Below are 14,367 nucleotides of genomic sequence, written 5' to 3'. Positions count from 1 at the left end.
CCCGCAGGGAGCCGGGCTGTCCGCGCTCTTGACGCGCCCACGGCCGGATGGCAGCTTTTTATCGATACAAACGGAGAGACGAACGACGTTCTGCATATCGAACAGAAGCGTCCCGAACAACGGCCTTCCTGGACAGGAGTACCCGCGTGCCCACCGCCACCGCGATCATCAACCTCGACATCGAGGGCCCGACGATCAGCCGCCACCTCTACGGCCACTTCGCCGAGCACCTCGGCCGCTGCGTGTACGGCGGCTTCTGGGTCGGCGAGGACTCCCCCATCCCCAACGAGGGCGGTATCCGCCTGGACGTCGTCGAGGCGCTGCGCGCGCTGGACATCCCCAACCTGCGCTGGCCCGGCGGCTGTTTCGCCGACGAGTACCACTGGCAGGACGGCATCGGCCCGCGCGAGCAGCGCCCCCGGATGGTCAACACGCACTGGGGCAACGTCGAGGAGAACAACCACTTCGGCACCCACGAGTTCATGGCCCTGTGCGAACTGCTGGGCGCCGAGCCCTACATCAGCGGCAACGTCGGCTCGGGCACCGTCCGCGAGATGAGCGAGTGGGTCGAGTACCTCACCCGCGACGGCGACAGCCCGATGGTACGGCTGCGCAAGGCCAACGGGCGCGAGGAGCCCTGGCGGGTGAGGTACTGGGGCATCGGCAACGAGACCTGGGGCTGCGGCGGCAACATGCGCGCCGAGTACTCCGCCGACCTGGCCCGCCAGTACGCCACCTACTGCCGCGACCACGGCGACAACAAGCTCTACCGGATCGCCTCCGGCGCCTCCGAGGCCGACTACAAGTGGACCGAGACGCTGATGCAGCAGATCAGCTGCTTCGGCTGCGAGGCCACCCCGAAGAACTTCTTCCAGGGCCTGTCCGTCCACTACTACACGCTCTCCGGCCCCTGGGAGGCCAAGGGCAGCGCCACCGAGTTCACGGCCGACGACCACTACCGGACCATGCTGTCGGCCCGCCGCATCGACCGCATCCTCACCGGCCACTCCACGGTCATGGACGTCTACGACCCCGGGCGCACCGTCGGTCTGGTGCTGGACGAGTGGGGCACCTGGTGGGACGTGGAGCCCGGCACCAACCCCGGCTTCCTCTTCCAGCAGAACACCCTGCGCGACGCGCTGGTGGCGAGCACCCACTTCGACATCTTCCACAAGCACGCCGCCCGTCTGCACATGGCCAACATCGCCCAGACCGTCAACGTCCTCCAGGCCATGCTGCTCACCGACGGCGACGCCCTGGTGCTGACCCCGACGTACCACGTCTTCGAGATGAACAAGGGCCACCAGGACGCCACTTCACTCGCCGTGCACCTCAGCGCGGACGACGCCCGCCGCACGGTGGACGGCGCCGAACTCGACACCCTGTCCGCCTCCGCCAGCGTCAAGGACGGCACGGTCCTGATCTCGCTGAGCAACCTGCACGCCGAGGAACCCACCGAGGTCACCCTCGACCTGCGCGGCGGGACGCTCGGCGAACCGGCCGCCCGGATCCTGACCGCCGACAAGCTCCAGGCCCACAACACCCCCGAGGCGTCGGCTGCCGTCTCCCCCCGGGCGTTCGACGGCGTGTCCGTGACCGGCGGCGGACTGCGGCTCGCCCTCCCGCCGCACTCGTTCATGACCGTCCAGGCCCCCCTGAACCAGCGCTGACCCGCAGGAGTGCGCACATGACCCGACCCGCACGTCCGCTGCCCGCCCGCCGTCTGCGACCGCCCATGGGCTGGAACAGCTGGGACTGCTACGGCACCACCGTCACCGAGCAAGAGGTCCTCGCCAACGCGGAGTTCATGCGCGAGCACCTGCTCCCGCACGGCTGGGACACCGTCGTCGTCGACATCCAGTGGTACGAGCCCACCGCCCGCGCCCATGGCTACAACCCGGACGCCCCGCTCGTCCTGGACGGCCACGGCCGTCAGCTCCCGGCCCCCAACAGGTTCCCCTCGGCCACGGCCGGGGCGGGGTTCGGGCCGCTGGCCGCACGGGTGCACGCCATGGGCCTGCGGTTCGGGCTGCACATCATGCGGGGCATCCCACGGCGCGCGGTCGAGGCGGAACTGCCCGTGCTCGGGACGGAGTTCACGGCGGCGGACGTGGCCGACACCGACTCCGTGTGCGCCTGGAACTCGGACAACCACGGCCTGGACCACGACCACCCGGGCGCCCAGGCCTACTACGACTCCCAGGTGGCCCAGTTCGCCGCCTGGGGCGTCGACTTCGTCAAGGCCGACGACATGCTCTTCCCGTACCACGAGCGGGAGATCGCGGCCTACGCGCGGGCGATCGAGCGCAGCGGGCGGGACATCGAGCTGAGCCTCTCCCCCGGCACCGACATGTCCCTCGCCCGCCTGGACCACCTGCGGGAGCACGCCACCATGTGGCGGGTCTGCGACGACCTGTGGGACCGCTGGGAGGACGTCGAGGCGCAGTTCGCGCGGATGGCCCGCTGGGCCCCCTCGCAGGGCCCGCGGGGCTGGGCGGACGCCGACATGCTGCCGCTCGGCCACATCGGGATCCGCGCCGAACGCGGCACGGACCGCCAGTCGGCCCTCACCCTTCCCGAGCAGGTCAGCCTGCTCACGCTCTGGCTGGTCTCCCGCTCCCCGCTGATGATGGGCGGCGACCTGCCCACCTCCCCGCCCGAGACCATCGAACTCCTCAGCAACGACGAGGCGCTCGACGTCCTGTGGCACAGCACCGGCAACCAGGAGGTGCTGCGGGAGCGGGACCTGGTGCTGTGGACCGCCCGGGACACCGACGGGCACGCCCGGTACGCGGCGGTGTTCTCGCTGGCCGACGAGGAGCGGCGCGTCGAGGTGCCGCTGGGCGCGATCGGCGCCACGCCCCGCGACGGCGTCCGGGAGCTGTGGACCCGCACCGACACCGCCCACGACGGCCGGCACCTGGTGGCCGTGCTGCCCGCCCACGGCGCCGCCCTCTATCGTCTTGCCGAGGACGATCGGCGGGAGTGACCGTGGCGACGATCCAGGACGTGGCGAAGGCCGCCGGGGTGTCGGCGATGACCGTCTCCAACGTGATCAACGGACACCCCAACGTCCGCCCGGCCACCCGGGAACGCGTCCTGGAGGCGGTGGACCGGCTCGGCTACCGGGTCAACGTGGCCGCCCGCACCCTGCGCAGGGGCCGTACCGGGACCATCGGCCTGGCCGTCCCCGAGATCAACCGCCCGTACTACGGCCGGCTGGCCGCCTCGATCATCGCGGCGGCCGCCCGGCACGGCCTGCGGGTGAGCATCGAACAGACCGACGCCCGCCGCGAGAACGAGCTCGCGGCGCTCTCCCTGTCCCGCAACCGGCTCTACGACGGGCTCATCCTCAGCACGGTCGGCATGGGACCCGCCGACGTCGGGGCGCTCGACGTCGACCATCCGGTGGTGATCCTCGGCGAGCGGATCTTCGGCGGGCCCGTCGGCCATGTCGCCATGCCGAACGAGGCGGCCTCCGAGGCCGCGACCCGCCATCTCGTCGAGCGGGGCTGCCGGCGGATCGCGATCGTGTGCGGGCGGCTGGGCGGTGAGGCCGACGTGTCGAGCCTGCGACACGCCGGATACCTGCGGGCGCTGGCCGCCGCGGGGCTGCCGGCGGACCCGGAGCTGGTGGTGACCACCGAGTCGCTCACCATGCGGGAGGCCGCCCGCGGCGTCCGGGAGCGGATGGCGTACGGACTCGGCTTCGACGGGGTGTTCTGCGTGACCGACACGGTGGCGATGGGCGTGCTGCGGGCCCTCGCCGACGCCGGGGTCCGGGTGCCGGAGCAGGTCAGGGTGATCGGCTTCGACAACGTCGACGAGAGCGCGTACCTCGTCCCCTCCCTGTCCACCGTCGACCCGGACCACGACCTGATGGCCGAACGCGCGGTCGCCCTGCTGACGGCCCGCATCGACCAGGGCGGCCCGGGGCCGGAACGGGAGGAGTTCACCGGTCCGTTCCGCCTGGTGGTGCGGGAGTCCACGGGCGGCTGAGGCGGGCTCCGTGGCGTGCCGCCGGATCGGGTCCGTCAGATCAGGTGGCCGAAGACCACCAGGTTCTCCGTGTAGTCCTTGACGTCGTGGTCGTAGTCGCCGGCGCAGGTGATCAGGCGTACCTCGGGGCGGCGGGTGTCCGCGTAGACGCGGTCGCTGGGGAAGTCGTCCTTCGCGAAGGTGTCGGCGGCGTCGACCACGAAGTTCGCGTCGGTGCCGTCGGCCCGGCTCACCGTGAAGCGGTCGCCGCGCTCCAGTTCGTCCAGCCTGACGAAGACGGCCGGCCCCGTCTTGGTGTCGACGTGGCCCGCGATGATCGAGGTGCCCGCCTCGCCCGGCGCCGCGCCCCTGGAGTACCAGCCGACGAGGTTGGTGTTGTCGGCCGGCGGGGGCTCCAGCTGACCCGTGGAGCCCATGGTGAGGGCGGTGAAGGGGGCGTCGACGGCGATCTTCGGGATGAGCAGGCGGGTCGGCGTGGACCGGGGTAGCGCCTCGCCGGACCGGAGCGGATCGGCCGAGGGAAGGGCGTCCGTGATCCCGGCCGGGCTGCTGCCCGCGGCGGCGGAGCCTTTGCTGTGTCCGCCGATCAGCGTCACGGCCAGGAGCAGGACGGCGATGCCCCACACGGGCAGCCGTCCGCCGCGCGGGGAGCCGGCGGGGCCGCCCTGACCGTCCGGGCCTTCGCGGTCGTCGGGGTTCGGGGTGGTGGGGCCAGCCGCCATCGGAGGTCACCTTTCTGGGTCACGGCAGCGGGAGGGCGGGACACGGGGGTCGCGGTGCCGTCGGCGTGTGGAGCGCCGACGGCAGCGCGGCCCCCGTATGCGCGGGCCCGTCAGGACGCCGGTCCGGGGACCCTCCTGCGCCGCAGCGCGTAGGCACCGGTGGCCGCGACTCCGAGGACGGCCAGCCCGCCGCCGGTGACGCCGGAGGTGGCGAGACCGCCGCCGCCGGTGTGCATGCCACCGTGCGGCCGGTCGCTCTCCTCGTCGCCGCCCCACGACGAGCCGCCCTCGTCCTTCCCCTTGCCCCCCTGGTCCTGCTTGCCCCCTTGGTCCTGCTTGCCTCCCTGGTCCCCCTTCTCCTCGTCGTCCTGGCCTTTGTAGGACTCGGGGTCGAACTTGCTGTTGCTGCTGCTGTAGGAGGAGTCGTCACGGCCTCCGTCGTCACCGTTCCCCGAGCCCGAGGCCTGGGCCGCGGGAGCGGAGAACGCGAGGGCCGCGGTGGCGGCCGTCGTCGCGAGGATCATGCGGGCAGAACGCATCTCGATGTCCTTCCGCCGTGGCCAGGCGCCGATACTCCATCAGCTGTAACGACCCGGCCCCGACATGAACCACCGTCAGCCCACCCCTCTCCTCGCACCATCCAGGCCGCCCATCCGTGGTGCCGACACGCCCAACACCGCCCGGCTGGGTCAATCCCGAGCCGGGACACGCCGCCATTCGGGCGGTCCTGGGCCCGTCATCGGCGTGTCGCCGCATGGCGGGCCCGCCGTGGTGTCAGTAGCCGACGTAGAAGGTGGCGTCGGCCTGGTCCGTGCTCGTGGAGATCGGGTCGATGCGCAGCACGTAGTTCGAGTGCCGGATGTAGCGCGTCGGGTTGTTGTACGAGCGGAACGAGGACCAGGAGGAGTCGGCGAGGCCGGCCGTCCGGTAGAACGTGGCGTCCTGCGCGAACGCGGTGGTGCTGTCGTTCTCGTCGAGTTCGAGCTGGTAGTTGTAGTGGCGCAGATAGCGGGTCGGGTAGTTCACCGACTGGAAGGACACCCCGCTGCTGTCCGCGAGGCCGGGGACCAGCGTCCACATGCCGTCGGTGTACGGGTCGAAGGCGTACGGGTCGATCCGGCCGACGAAGTTGCTGTGCCGGACGTAGCGGGCCGGGTAGTTGTAGGACTTGAGCCGGTTCCAGGTGGGGGTGCCCCACTTGGCGACCAGGTTGGCGTACTCGGTCGAGGTGATGGGCTGGATGCCGCAGTGCTTGGAGTTGAGCGGCTGGGTGTAGGTCTTCTGGTCCAGGGCGGTCCAGGTGCCGGCGGACAGGGCGCTGGTCTGCCAGGCGTAGAAGACGCCGTTGGGGTCCCAGGTGTCACCCCAGAGGTACCAGGTCGAGCTGGACGTGAGGGACTTGACCAGGGTCGGGGCCTCGGTGCCGTTGTGCGAGACGGCCGTGGAGAACTCGGTGAAGCTGCCGGGGTCCAGTGAGGTGGAACGGGCCCCGACGAGCGTCGAGTTCTTCTTGAAGTACAGGTAGTTGACGCCGCTGACGCCGACCGCCAGGTCGCCGTCGATGACGTCGTAGCCGGGGTCGAAGAAGACCTGGGGGTCGCCGGCGGTGATGAAGTCAGCGGTGTAGTTGATCATGATGACGTTGTGGCCGCTGTCGTTGACGGCGGAGTAGATGACGCCGTACGTGCCGCGCCCCGCGTCCCAGAAGGCCTCGGGCGCCCAGGCGTGGGTGTCCATGTCGTGCAGCTTCATCCGCCGGTACCCGGTGAAGGTGCGCAGGTCGGTGGAGTCCCAGACGTGGATGTACTGGCTGACGTAGGTCCAGTCGGTGCCGTACAGGTCGGTGGCGAGGACGACGAAGGTGCCGTCCTGCTTGCGCAGGATGAACGGGTCGCGCAGGCCGAGGGAGCCCGCGGTGGGGGTGGCGACGGGGGCGTTCTGGTTGAGCGGGGTCCACTGGAGGCCGTCCGTGCTGACGGCCAGGTGCAGGCCGTAGTTGGCGGCCAGCATGTTCGGGGACTCGGTGAAGTAGCACATCACATAGGCCGAGTCGGTCGCGGCCCGGGCCGTTCCGGCGCCGAGGGCGAGGGCGCCGGTGGCGGCGAGGGGGACGGTCGCGGCCGCACCGAGGAAGTGACGGCGCGACAGGGGGGTGCCGTTCATGTGCGCTCCAGACGAGGGGGATTGTCCGGGATTTCGGACACGGTTCGGGAAACCGATCAGAAACTAGAGGGGCGCGTGGGGCGCGTCAATGCTTGCGTAACAAGGGAGTTACTCAGAATTCGCTGTGCGCACCGGGAGCACGAGGGTCGCCGGCCGCAGACCGGCCGCCGTGGCGGTGAGCGCGAGACGGCCCGGCCGCTTCGCGGGGCGCAGCACGGCCAGGGCCCGGCCGTGCCAGGTGTGGCGGCGGGGCCGCTTGAAGCTGTCCACGTTGTGCGGATTGCCGTTGGCCACGCCGACGAGCTCCCCGGCACCGCGCACGCCGAAGTCGACCCGGAGCGTGGCGTCCGGGACCGGCAGCCCGTCCTCGTCGGTCACCTCCACCAGGACGTGGGCGAGATCGTCGCGTCCGGTGGTCAGGGACCGTACGTCGGGGACGAGCCGCAGGGCGGCCGGGGCACCCGCGGTGCGCAGGGTGGTACGGCCGATCTCCCTGCCGTCGCGGTGGGCGACCGCCGTCAACTCGCCCGGCCGGTAGGGCACGGTGAAGGTGGCCATGGCCCGCTCGGGTACGGCCGTCGCGAGTTCCTCGCCGTCGAGCAGGATTCGGGCGCTGTCGCCCGCCGTGTAGACGTGCACGGTCATCGGGTGGCCGGCGTCCACGTCCCAGGTCCAGCCGGCGAGTTCGTCGAAGTAGCCCCACCAGACGGCGACCTGCTCGGTGCCGGGCAGCACCGGGCGCTCCACCAGCAGTTCGACCGGGCTGCGCCCGGTGACCGCGGCCCGCCAGTGGTTCTGCGGCTTGCGCTGCCCGATCAGGTCCAGGTCGCCGCAGTTGCCCTGGAAGTAGGGGTACGGGTAGCCGAATCCGCCCCAGGAGTGGTGGAGGGTGCGGGCGAGGGACCAGCCAGGCATGACGCTCTGGTCGCCGATGGACGCGGCCGTGCCCGCGGGGGCCATGGGCGTCTTGCCGATGCCGGACTCGCCGAGGTAGTCCCAGGCGGCCCAGACCCAGTTGCCCACGGCCCAGTCGTTCTCCGCCACGAACCTGGTGTCCTGGTGGATGGTCGCCGGGAAGCCCTCGCTCTGGGTCATCGCCCGTTCCGGGTGGGCGGCGTGCATCGGGCCGTACGTCCGGCCGTTGGCGTTGTAGTGGACGTCGCCGACGTCGACGTAGCTCCAGGAGGGGTCGTCGGCGCTGAAGGTGGAGCCGCCGCCGAGGGTGACCGGCCGGGTCGGGTCGAGGGCGCGGAGGGCTGCGGCGAGCTGGGTGCCGCGCTCGCCGTTCGTCGTGTCGGTGATCTCGTTGCCCAGGGACCAGATCACCACGCTGGGGTGGTTGCGGTCGCGCAGGACGGTGCCGGTCAGGTCGCGTTCCCACCACTCGGCGAAGTACCGGGAGTAGTCCTGCGGGTTCTTGCCGGTGTCCCAGACGTCGAAGAACTCGTCCATCACCAGCATGCCGAGCCGGTCGCAGGCGTCGAGGAGGGCGGGGGTCGGCGGGTTGTGGGCGGTACGGAGGGCGTTGAAGCCGGCCGCCTTCAGGAGTTCGACCCGGCGTTCCTCGGAGCGGCCGAGGGCGACGGCGCCCATCGGTCCGTGGTCGTGGTGGACACAGCCGCCGGTGATCTTGACGCGCTCGCCGTTGAGCCGGAAGCCGGCCTCGCCGTTCCAGAGCAGGGAGCGGATGCCGAACGGGGTGGTGACCGTGTCGACGACCCGGTCGTGGACCAGCACCTCGGCGCGGGCGGTGTAGAGGCTGGGCGAGTCCGGGGACCACAGGGCGGCGGAGCGGACCGGCAGGTCGAGTGCGGCCGTGCCGTGGACGTCGGCGGCGGTCCGCCCCGTCGACACCGGGGCGCCGTGCGGGTCGAGGACGGTGACGCGTACGTCCGCCGGGCCGCCCTCGACCGTCACCTCGACATGGGCCACGGAGCGGTGGACGGCCACCTCGGGGGTGGTGACATGGACGCCCCACAGGGGGATGCGGACCGGGCCGGTCACGGTGAGCCAGGTGTGGCGGTAGATGCCCGAGCCCGAGTACCAGCGGCTGTTGCGGCCGCTGTTGTCGACCCGTACGGCGAGCACGTTCGGGCCGGTGCGGTCCAGATACGGGGTCAGGTCGTACGCGAACGACGTGTAGCCGTAGGGGTGGAAGCCGAGGTGGACGCCGTTGAGCCAGACGTCGGCGTTCTCGTAGACGCCGTCGAAGCGCAGCTCGGCGTGTCCGTGGGGCGGGGCGAAGTGCTTGCGGTACCAGCCGATGCCGCCGACGGTGTAGCCGGTCGACCCGCCGTTCTCGCTGCGCGCGGTGTCGAACGGACCGATCACCTGCGGCGCCGGCGGCTGGTCCGGGTCGGGGTCCTTGAGGACCAGCAGGGACGGATCGCTGGTGGCGGAGCCGTCCGTGGAGGGGGCGTAGGGCAGGTCCTCGATGCTCCAGTCGTGCGGCAGGTCCAGCGGGCGCCAGGCGCTGTCGTCGTACGAGGGTTGCGGTGCGCCGTCGGCGTCGCCGCGCAGGAACAGCCAGCCCTCGTCGAAGGACCGCTCACGCGGGCCGCCGCCCCCGCTCGCCGTCGCCGGCGACGGCAGCAGACCGCCTTCCAGCCCCGCGGCCGCTGCCGCGGCCAGCCCGAGGGCCTGACGCCGGGTCACTCCGCCGTTTCGCTGCTCGCTCATCGTCGGCTCTCCGTGGTGGCGGGGATCGAGGACGTGGGGCGAGGAGGTCCCGTTCCACGCCCCACGGAGTGTCGTTCGAGATACCGAAAGCAGTACGACGTGCTGTGCGGGAGTCCACGCTAGGGGACGGCCCGGCGCTGTCAATGACGCCTCCTCAGCCACTCCGGCCCCGCCGGGACCGGGCCGGACCGTACCCTGGTGGCCGTGGTCGACTGCGGCGAAGGGCCGGACGCGGTGGCCGCCCGGCTCACCGGGCGGCCGGTCTCCGCCGCGCGGGCGCGGTCGGGCGGCCTGGCGGAGGTGACGCTCGCGGGCGGCCGGGCGGTCGTGGTCAAGCGCGGTGACGGCCCCGGGGCGGTACGCGCCGAGGTGGCCGGGCTGCGCTGGCTGGCCGCCGCCGGGGCGGTGCCGGTACCGGAGGTGCTCGGGCACGACGAGCGGTGGCTGGTGACCGAGCTGGTGCCCACCGGGCGGCCGAGTGCCGGGGCGGCGACGCGTTTCGGCCGCGCCCTGGCCGCCCTGCACGCCGCAGGGGCCCCGGCCTTCGGGGCGGCGCCGCCGGACGGCCCGCGGGACGCCTGGATCGGCCGCGCCCCGATGCGCAACGAGCCCGGTACCGACTGGCCGCGGTGGTATGCCGAGCACCGGGTGCTGCCGTATCTGCGGGCAGCGGTCGACCGTGGGACCCTGCGGCCGGGCGAGGCCGCCGTGGTCGAGCGGGTCTGCGAGCGGCTGCCGGAACTCGCGGGGCCGCCCGAGCAGCCCGCCCGGCTGCACGGCGACCTGTGGAGCGGCAACGTCCTGTGGGGCGCCGACGACGCGGTCCGGCTGATCGATCCGGCCGCGCACGGCGGGCACCGCGAGAGCGACCTCGCGATGCTCCGTCTCTTCGGCTGCCCGTATCTGGACCGGATCGTGGCGGGCTATCAGGAGGCGGCCGCACTGTCCGACGGCTGGGCGGAGCGGATCGGCCTGCACCAGCTGTTCCCGCTGCTGGTACATGCCGCGCTCTTCGGACGTAGCTATGCCGAACAGGCTTTGACGACATCACGGAATTTCGCTGACATGTGACACCGTCATGTGCCGCACGGGAATGTGAAATCGGCCACGTGCAGGAGCGATTCGCCGTTTCTCCCTTAACAAGCTCTTAATTCGGGCTGAGATTACGCAGAGTAAGGAAACCAACCACGCGTTCGAATCGTATAAGTGCATGGAAGAACGAAACAGGGAGAGACCATGCAACCGTTCGCGCTCAACTATGCACGCCCCGCAGTGCAGTTGGACGTCACCACTCCGTACGCGTATGACTCCGGACTGCAGTTGAACGTTCTCCACGATGGCCGGATCGCAGCCACCGATCACGCAACGCTGAGAGCCCTGGGGACCACGACCTCCACCGCGGGCTCCAAGACACACTTCGACGACTGATCGCGGATCCTCACGATGACCGTGCTCATCCTGACCAGTGACGAGGACGTGACGGCGGACATGGTGGTCCTCCGGCTGCACGAGGCCGGAGTGCCCGTCGTCCGCCTCGATCCTGCCGATCTGACCAGTGGTGTGGCCCTGTCGGGCGAGTATGTGCAGGGCGTCAGCCGCGGACACCTGTCCGTGAACGGACGCCTGGTGAGCATGAACGGCCTGCGTTCCATCTGGCTGCGCAGGCCGGGGGTGGCGGCCTCCCGGGCGGCACAGCCGTCCAGCTGGCTCACCGAGGAGTCCGAACAGGCGCTGTACGGCATGCTGCGCGGGACCGAGGCGCGCTGGATGAACCATCCGGACGCGGCCCGCCGGGCCCGCCACAAGCCGTGGCAGCTGCGGCTGGCGCAGCGCAGCGGGCTCGCCGTGCCCGCGACGCTGATCACCACGTTTCCGCAGGCGGCCCGGGAGTTCGCGGAGCGGTTCCCGGACCTCGTGGTCAAGCCGGTGTCGGGCGCGCATCCGCAGGAGCCGCCGCGGGCGGTGCCGACCAGCCGGGTGGCGCCGGACACCGACTTCGCGGCGGTGGCGTTCGGTCCGACCCTGTTGCAGCGGCGGGTCACCAAGCGGGCCGACATCCGGCTGACGGTGGTCGGCGAGCGGCTGCTGGCCGCCCGCAAGCCGGTGAGTCCGGACGCCCACCCGGACGACGTGGACGTACGGTTCGCACCGTCCGACTCTCCCTGGCAGGAAGCGGAGGTACCGCCGCGAGTCGCCGAGGCCGTCCGTACGTATATGAAGGACGCCGAGCTGGCCTACGGTGCCTTCGACTTCGCGGAGGACGCCGACGGCATCTGGTGGTTCCTGGAGTGCAACCAGTCGGGCCAGTTCGGTTTCGTCGAGATGGACACCGGTCAGCCGATCGCCGAGACGATCGCCGGATGGCTGGCGCACGGCACCGACCGGTGCCGGACGCCCGTCGGCGGGGGGCGGGGCACGGCGCCGTGACGGGCTGGGCGACGATGTGGGACCGGGTACGGAGAAAGGAACGGGAGATGCGCATCGGACTGCTGGGGACGGGGCCCTGGGCACGGGCGGCGTACGCCCCCGCGCTCGCGGGGCACGGTTCGCTCGACTTCGTCGGGGTGTGGGGCCGTCGCCCCGAGGCCGCCGCGGAACTGGCGGCGGAGCACGACGTCCGGGCGTACGACGACGTGGACGCGCTGCTCGGCGACGTGGACGCGGTGGCGGTGGCGCTGCCGCCGGTCATCCAGGCGGAACTGGCGGTGCGGGCCGCGGCGGCCGGCCGGCATCTGCTGCTGGACAAGCCGCTCGCGATCGGCGTGGCCGAGGGGCGGGCGGTGGCGGAGGCGGCCGAGCGGGCCCGGGTCGCCTCCGTGGTGTTCTTCACCACCCGGTTCCAGCCGGAGCCGGAGGCGTGGATCGGTGAACACGCCGCCACGCCGGGGTGGTTCACGGCCCGGGCGCAGTGGCTGGGCTCGCTGTTCGCCGGTGCCGGCCCGCTCACCGACTCGCCGTGGCGGCGGGAGAAGGGCGCGCTGTGGGACGTGGGGCCGCACGCCCTGTCCGTGCTGCTGCCGGTCCTGGGCGACGTACGGCGGGTGGCGGCCGCCGTGCACGGGCCCGCGGACACCGTGCATCTGGTGCTCGAACACGCCGGCGGGGCGTCGAGCACGGTGACGCTGAGCCTCACCGCGCCCTCGGCGGCGGCCGGGGCCGATGTGGAGCTGCGGGGCGAGGCGGGGGTCACGCTTCTGCCGAGGAGTGCGGACGGAGCGGTCCCGGCCCTGACCCGGGCCGCCGACGCCCTGCTCACCGCCGTGCGCACGGGCCGGGCGCACCCCTGCGACGCGGCGTTCGCGCTGCGGGTCACCGAGATCCTCGCGGAGGCGGAGACCGTGCTGGGCAAGGACGTCGGCTAGGCGCTCCGCCGGGATTGCCGCGATGTGCCGTCGTTCGTCCGCGGCTCCGTCGTGGCTGGTCGCGCAGTTCCCCGCGCCCCTTCGGGGCGCTGCTCAGCTACTCCTTGTCGAACGGTTCGTCGCTCCATCTGAACCAGGCCCGGTCCCCCTCGATGTGCAGCAGGAACTCGGGGACCGGGCCGTCGGGCGAGACCAGGGACACCTGGCGGCAGATCTCGTCCTGGACCTCCCCCCAGGCGTCCCAGTCCTCGTCCTCGGCGAGCACCAGCTCCCGGGCGAACAGGTCCCGTACGCCGGCGAAGCCGGGGCCGGGGGTGAAGGTGCCGTGCAGCCAGGGGAAGTCGGCCTCGTCGACGAGGATCTCGCCGACCGGTTCCCGCCCGCCCCGCACTTGCCACACGTCACCCTCGAACCCCATGCCGGCCCCTTCCGTCAGCTGTCGGTCACCGCGCTCTCAGCATGTCACCCGGCACTGACAGCGGCCGTCGCCCAGAAGTTCACCCGCTCCCGGACGACGGGGTATCCGGCCCTGGCGAAGTGCGCGGCCATGGGCGTGTTGCCCTGGTCGGTGGCGGCGGCGACGAACTCGGCGCCCTGCTCGACGAGGAAGTGCGTGCACTCCACGAGCAGGTCGTAGGCGTACCCGTGCCCGCGCCGCTCGGGCAGCACGCCGATGAACCCGACACAGGGTCCGCCCGGATTGCGCCCGGGGATGTGGATGCCGACCGGCTCGCCGTCGGGGGTGCGGGCGATCTGCCACCACGCGCGGGGCGAGGGCATCCAGTGGAAGAAGTCCATCTCCTCCTGGGCCGCCTGGTCCACTCCGCCCTGTTCGATGGCGCGGCGGGCGTGGGCGTCCAGGGTGACGGAGTGGATCCGGCGCAGGGCGTCGAAGAACACCCCGTCGTCGGGCTCGGGGGTGAAGACGAGCCGGCCGGGTCGTTCGGGCAGGCCGCACTCGGGCGTCCAGCGGTAGTTGTACCGCTCCACCAGGAGTTCGAAGCCTGCCTTGCGGGCGGCGGCGAAGCTGGTCTCGGCGGCGGTGCGCACGGCGGCGGCCTCGCGCCAGCCCGTGGGCAGGTCGAGTTCCAGTTCCTCGACCCGCCAGGGCGCGCCGCGCAGCAGCTCTGCGCCGGCCTCCTCCTCGCCCTCGGCCACGTCGAACCAGTTGATCAGGATCGGCTCGGTGGCTCCGGGAGCCGCCCACCAGGCGGCGCGGGCGACCACGCGACCGTCGCGCAGGGCGACGCGCTTCCAGTCGGCGCGGAACCCGGCCGTCTGGTGCCTCTCCCGCATGCGCAACGGGTCGGGCAGGGTGTCGAAAAGATGGCCGGTGTTGTCGTCGAGCGTACGGATGACCGAATCGGTCACGAATTCCTCCGGGATGCGTGCTACGGGCAGCGCTCCCGGGTCAGGTCCGACCTGTCACGCCCGGGAAACGG

General features: G+C 71.9%; 13 protein-coding genes. 7 read left to right on the top strand and 6 right to left on the bottom strand.

The annotated features are described in order from the left end of the window. The first annotated feature begins 146 nt into the window (after nucleotides 1-146). Genes IEZ11_RS25790 through IEZ11_RS25780 form a run of 3 tightly spaced genes read left to right on the top strand, consistent with a single transcriptional unit; the run spans nucleotide 147 to nucleotide 3,999 of the window. Entirely contained in the window at nucleotides 147-1,670 is a 1,524-nt protein-coding gene (locus IEZ11_RS25790; protein ID WP_229713353.1) for an alpha-N-arabinofuranosidase, read from the top strand. A gap of 17 nt (nucleotides 1,671-1,687) precedes the next feature. Next, nucleotides 1,688-2,989: a glycoside hydrolase family 27 protein gene (locus IEZ11_RS25785; RefSeq protein WP_229713352.1), complete on the top strand. Its 1,302-nt coding sequence runs from the start codon at nucleotides 1,688-1,690 to the stop codon at nucleotides 2,987-2,989. A 2-nt stretch (nucleotides 2,990-2,991) separates the two neighbouring features. Next, on the top strand, nucleotides 2,992-3,999 hold the full coding sequence (locus IEZ11_RS25780; RefSeq protein ID WP_189265255.1) for a LacI family DNA-binding transcriptional regulator: 1,008 nt from the start codon (nucleotides 2,992-2,994) through the stop codon (nucleotides 3,997-3,999). Between the two features lie 35 nt (nucleotides 4,000-4,034). On the opposite strand, the gene IEZ11_RS25775 is transcribed toward IEZ11_RS25780, so the two are convergent. The 4 genes from IEZ11_RS25775 to IEZ11_RS25760 form a co-directional block, all read right to left on the bottom strand. Continuing rightward, complete coding sequence (locus tag IEZ11_RS25775; RefSeq protein WP_189265254.1) at nucleotides 4,035-4,721, bottom strand: class F sortase; 687 nt, start codon at nucleotides 4,719-4,721, stop codon at nucleotides 4,035-4,037. Nucleotides 4,722-4,831: 110 nt separating this feature from the next. Then, nucleotides 4,832-5,260, bottom strand: a complete 429-nt coding sequence (locus tag IEZ11_RS25770; RefSeq protein WP_189265253.1) for a hypothetical protein — start codon at nucleotides 5,258-5,260, stop codon at nucleotides 4,832-4,834. Between the two features lie 235 nt (nucleotides 5,261-5,495). Continuing rightward, nucleotides 5,496-6,884, bottom strand: coding sequence for a glycoside hydrolase family 43 protein (locus IEZ11_RS25765; RefSeq protein WP_189265252.1), 1,389 nt, complete (start codon nucleotides 6,882-6,884; stop codon nucleotides 5,496-5,498). A 108-nt stretch (nucleotides 6,885-6,992) separates the two neighbouring features. Beyond that, nucleotides 6,993-9,563 (bottom strand): glycoside hydrolase family 2 TIM barrel-domain containing protein, encoded by a 2,571-nt coding sequence (locus IEZ11_RS25760; protein ID WP_189265251.1) that lies wholly within the window; start codon nucleotides 9,561-9,563, stop codon nucleotides 6,993-6,995. 198 nt (nucleotides 9,564-9,761) lie between these two features. On the opposite strand from IEZ11_RS25760, the gene IEZ11_RS25755 reads away from it, so the two are divergent. From IEZ11_RS25755 to IEZ11_RS25740, 4 genes are all read left to right on the top strand, one after another. Then, the gene (locus tag IEZ11_RS25755; RefSeq protein WP_373294971.1) at nucleotides 9,762-10,634 is read left to right on the top strand and encodes a fructosamine kinase family protein; all 873 of its coding nucleotides are present in this window, start codon (nucleotides 9,762-9,764) and stop codon (nucleotides 10,632-10,634) included. Nucleotides 10,635-10,799: 165 nt separating this feature from the next. Beyond that, the gene (gene tgmA / locus IEZ11_RS25750; protein ID WP_089102565.1) at nucleotides 10,800-10,991 is read left to right on the top strand and encodes a putative ATP-grasp-modified RiPP; all 192 of its coding nucleotides are present in this window, start codon (nucleotides 10,800-10,802) and stop codon (nucleotides 10,989-10,991) included. Between the two features lie 15 nt (nucleotides 10,992-11,006). After that, entirely contained in the window at nucleotides 11,007-11,990 is a 984-nt protein-coding gene (gene tgmB, locus IEZ11_RS25745) for an ATP-grasp ribosomal peptide maturase (protein WP_189265250.1), read from the top strand. 47 nt (nucleotides 11,991-12,037) lie between these two features. Next, nucleotides 12,038-12,925, top strand: coding sequence for a Gfo/Idh/MocA family protein (locus IEZ11_RS25740; protein WP_189265249.1), 888 nt, complete (start codon nucleotides 12,038-12,040; stop codon nucleotides 12,923-12,925). A 97-nt stretch (nucleotides 12,926-13,022) separates the two neighbouring features. Here the strand turns inward: IEZ11_RS25740 and IEZ11_RS25735 are convergent, their stop codons facing one another. Beyond that, nucleotides 13,023-13,343, bottom strand: a complete 321-nt coding sequence (locus IEZ11_RS25735) for a hypothetical protein (RefSeq protein ID WP_189265248.1) — start codon at nucleotides 13,341-13,343, stop codon at nucleotides 13,023-13,025. Nucleotides 13,344-13,387: 44 nt separating this feature from the next. Beyond that, nucleotides 13,388-14,296, bottom strand: coding sequence for a GNAT family N-acetyltransferase (locus IEZ11_RS25730; RefSeq protein ID WP_189265247.1), 909 nt, complete (start codon nucleotides 14,294-14,296; stop codon nucleotides 13,388-13,390). Between the last annotated feature and the right edge of the window lie 71 nt (nucleotides 14,297-14,367).

The organism is Streptomyces fuscichromogenes (genome assembly GCF_014645815.1).
GTDB lineage: Bacteria > Actinomycetota > Actinomycetes > Streptomycetales > Streptomycetaceae > Streptomyces > Streptomyces fuscichromogenes.
Note: the sequence above shows the minus strand (reverse complement) of the source record. Positions and strands in the feature narration are given on the sequence as shown.

Coding starts and splice junctions, on each gene's coding strand:
- tgmB (WP_189265250.1), top strand. CDS start 11,007: ATGACCGTGCTCATCCTGACCAGTGACGAGGACGTGACGGCGGACATG.
- IEZ11_RS25735 (WP_189265248.1), bottom strand. CDS start 13,343: ATGGGGTTCGAGGGTGACGTGTGGCAAGTGCGGGGCGGGCGGGAACCG.
- IEZ11_RS25740 (WP_189265249.1), top strand. CDS start 12,038: ATGCGCATCGGACTGCTGGGGACGGGGCCCTGGGCACGGGCGGCGTAC.
- IEZ11_RS25760 (WP_189265251.1), bottom strand. CDS start 9,563: ATGAGCGAGCAGCGAAACGGCGGAGTGACCCGGCGTCAGGCCCTCGGG.
- IEZ11_RS25765 (WP_189265252.1), bottom strand. CDS start 6,884: ATGAACGGCACCCCCCTGTCGCGCCGTCACTTCCTCGGTGCGGCCGCG.
- tgmA (WP_089102565.1), top strand. CDS start 10,800: ATGCAACCGTTCGCGCTCAACTATGCACGCCCCGCAGTGCAGTTGGAC.
- IEZ11_RS25775 (WP_189265254.1), bottom strand. CDS start 4,721: ATGGCGGCTGGCCCCACCACCCCGAACCCCGACGACCGCGAAGGCCCG.
- IEZ11_RS25785 (WP_229713352.1), top strand. CDS start 1,688: ATGACCCGACCCGCACGTCCGCTGCCCGCCCGCCGTCTGCGACCGCCC.
- IEZ11_RS25770 (WP_189265253.1), bottom strand. CDS start 5,260: ATGCGTTCTGCCCGCATGATCCTCGCGACGACGGCCGCCACCGCGGCC.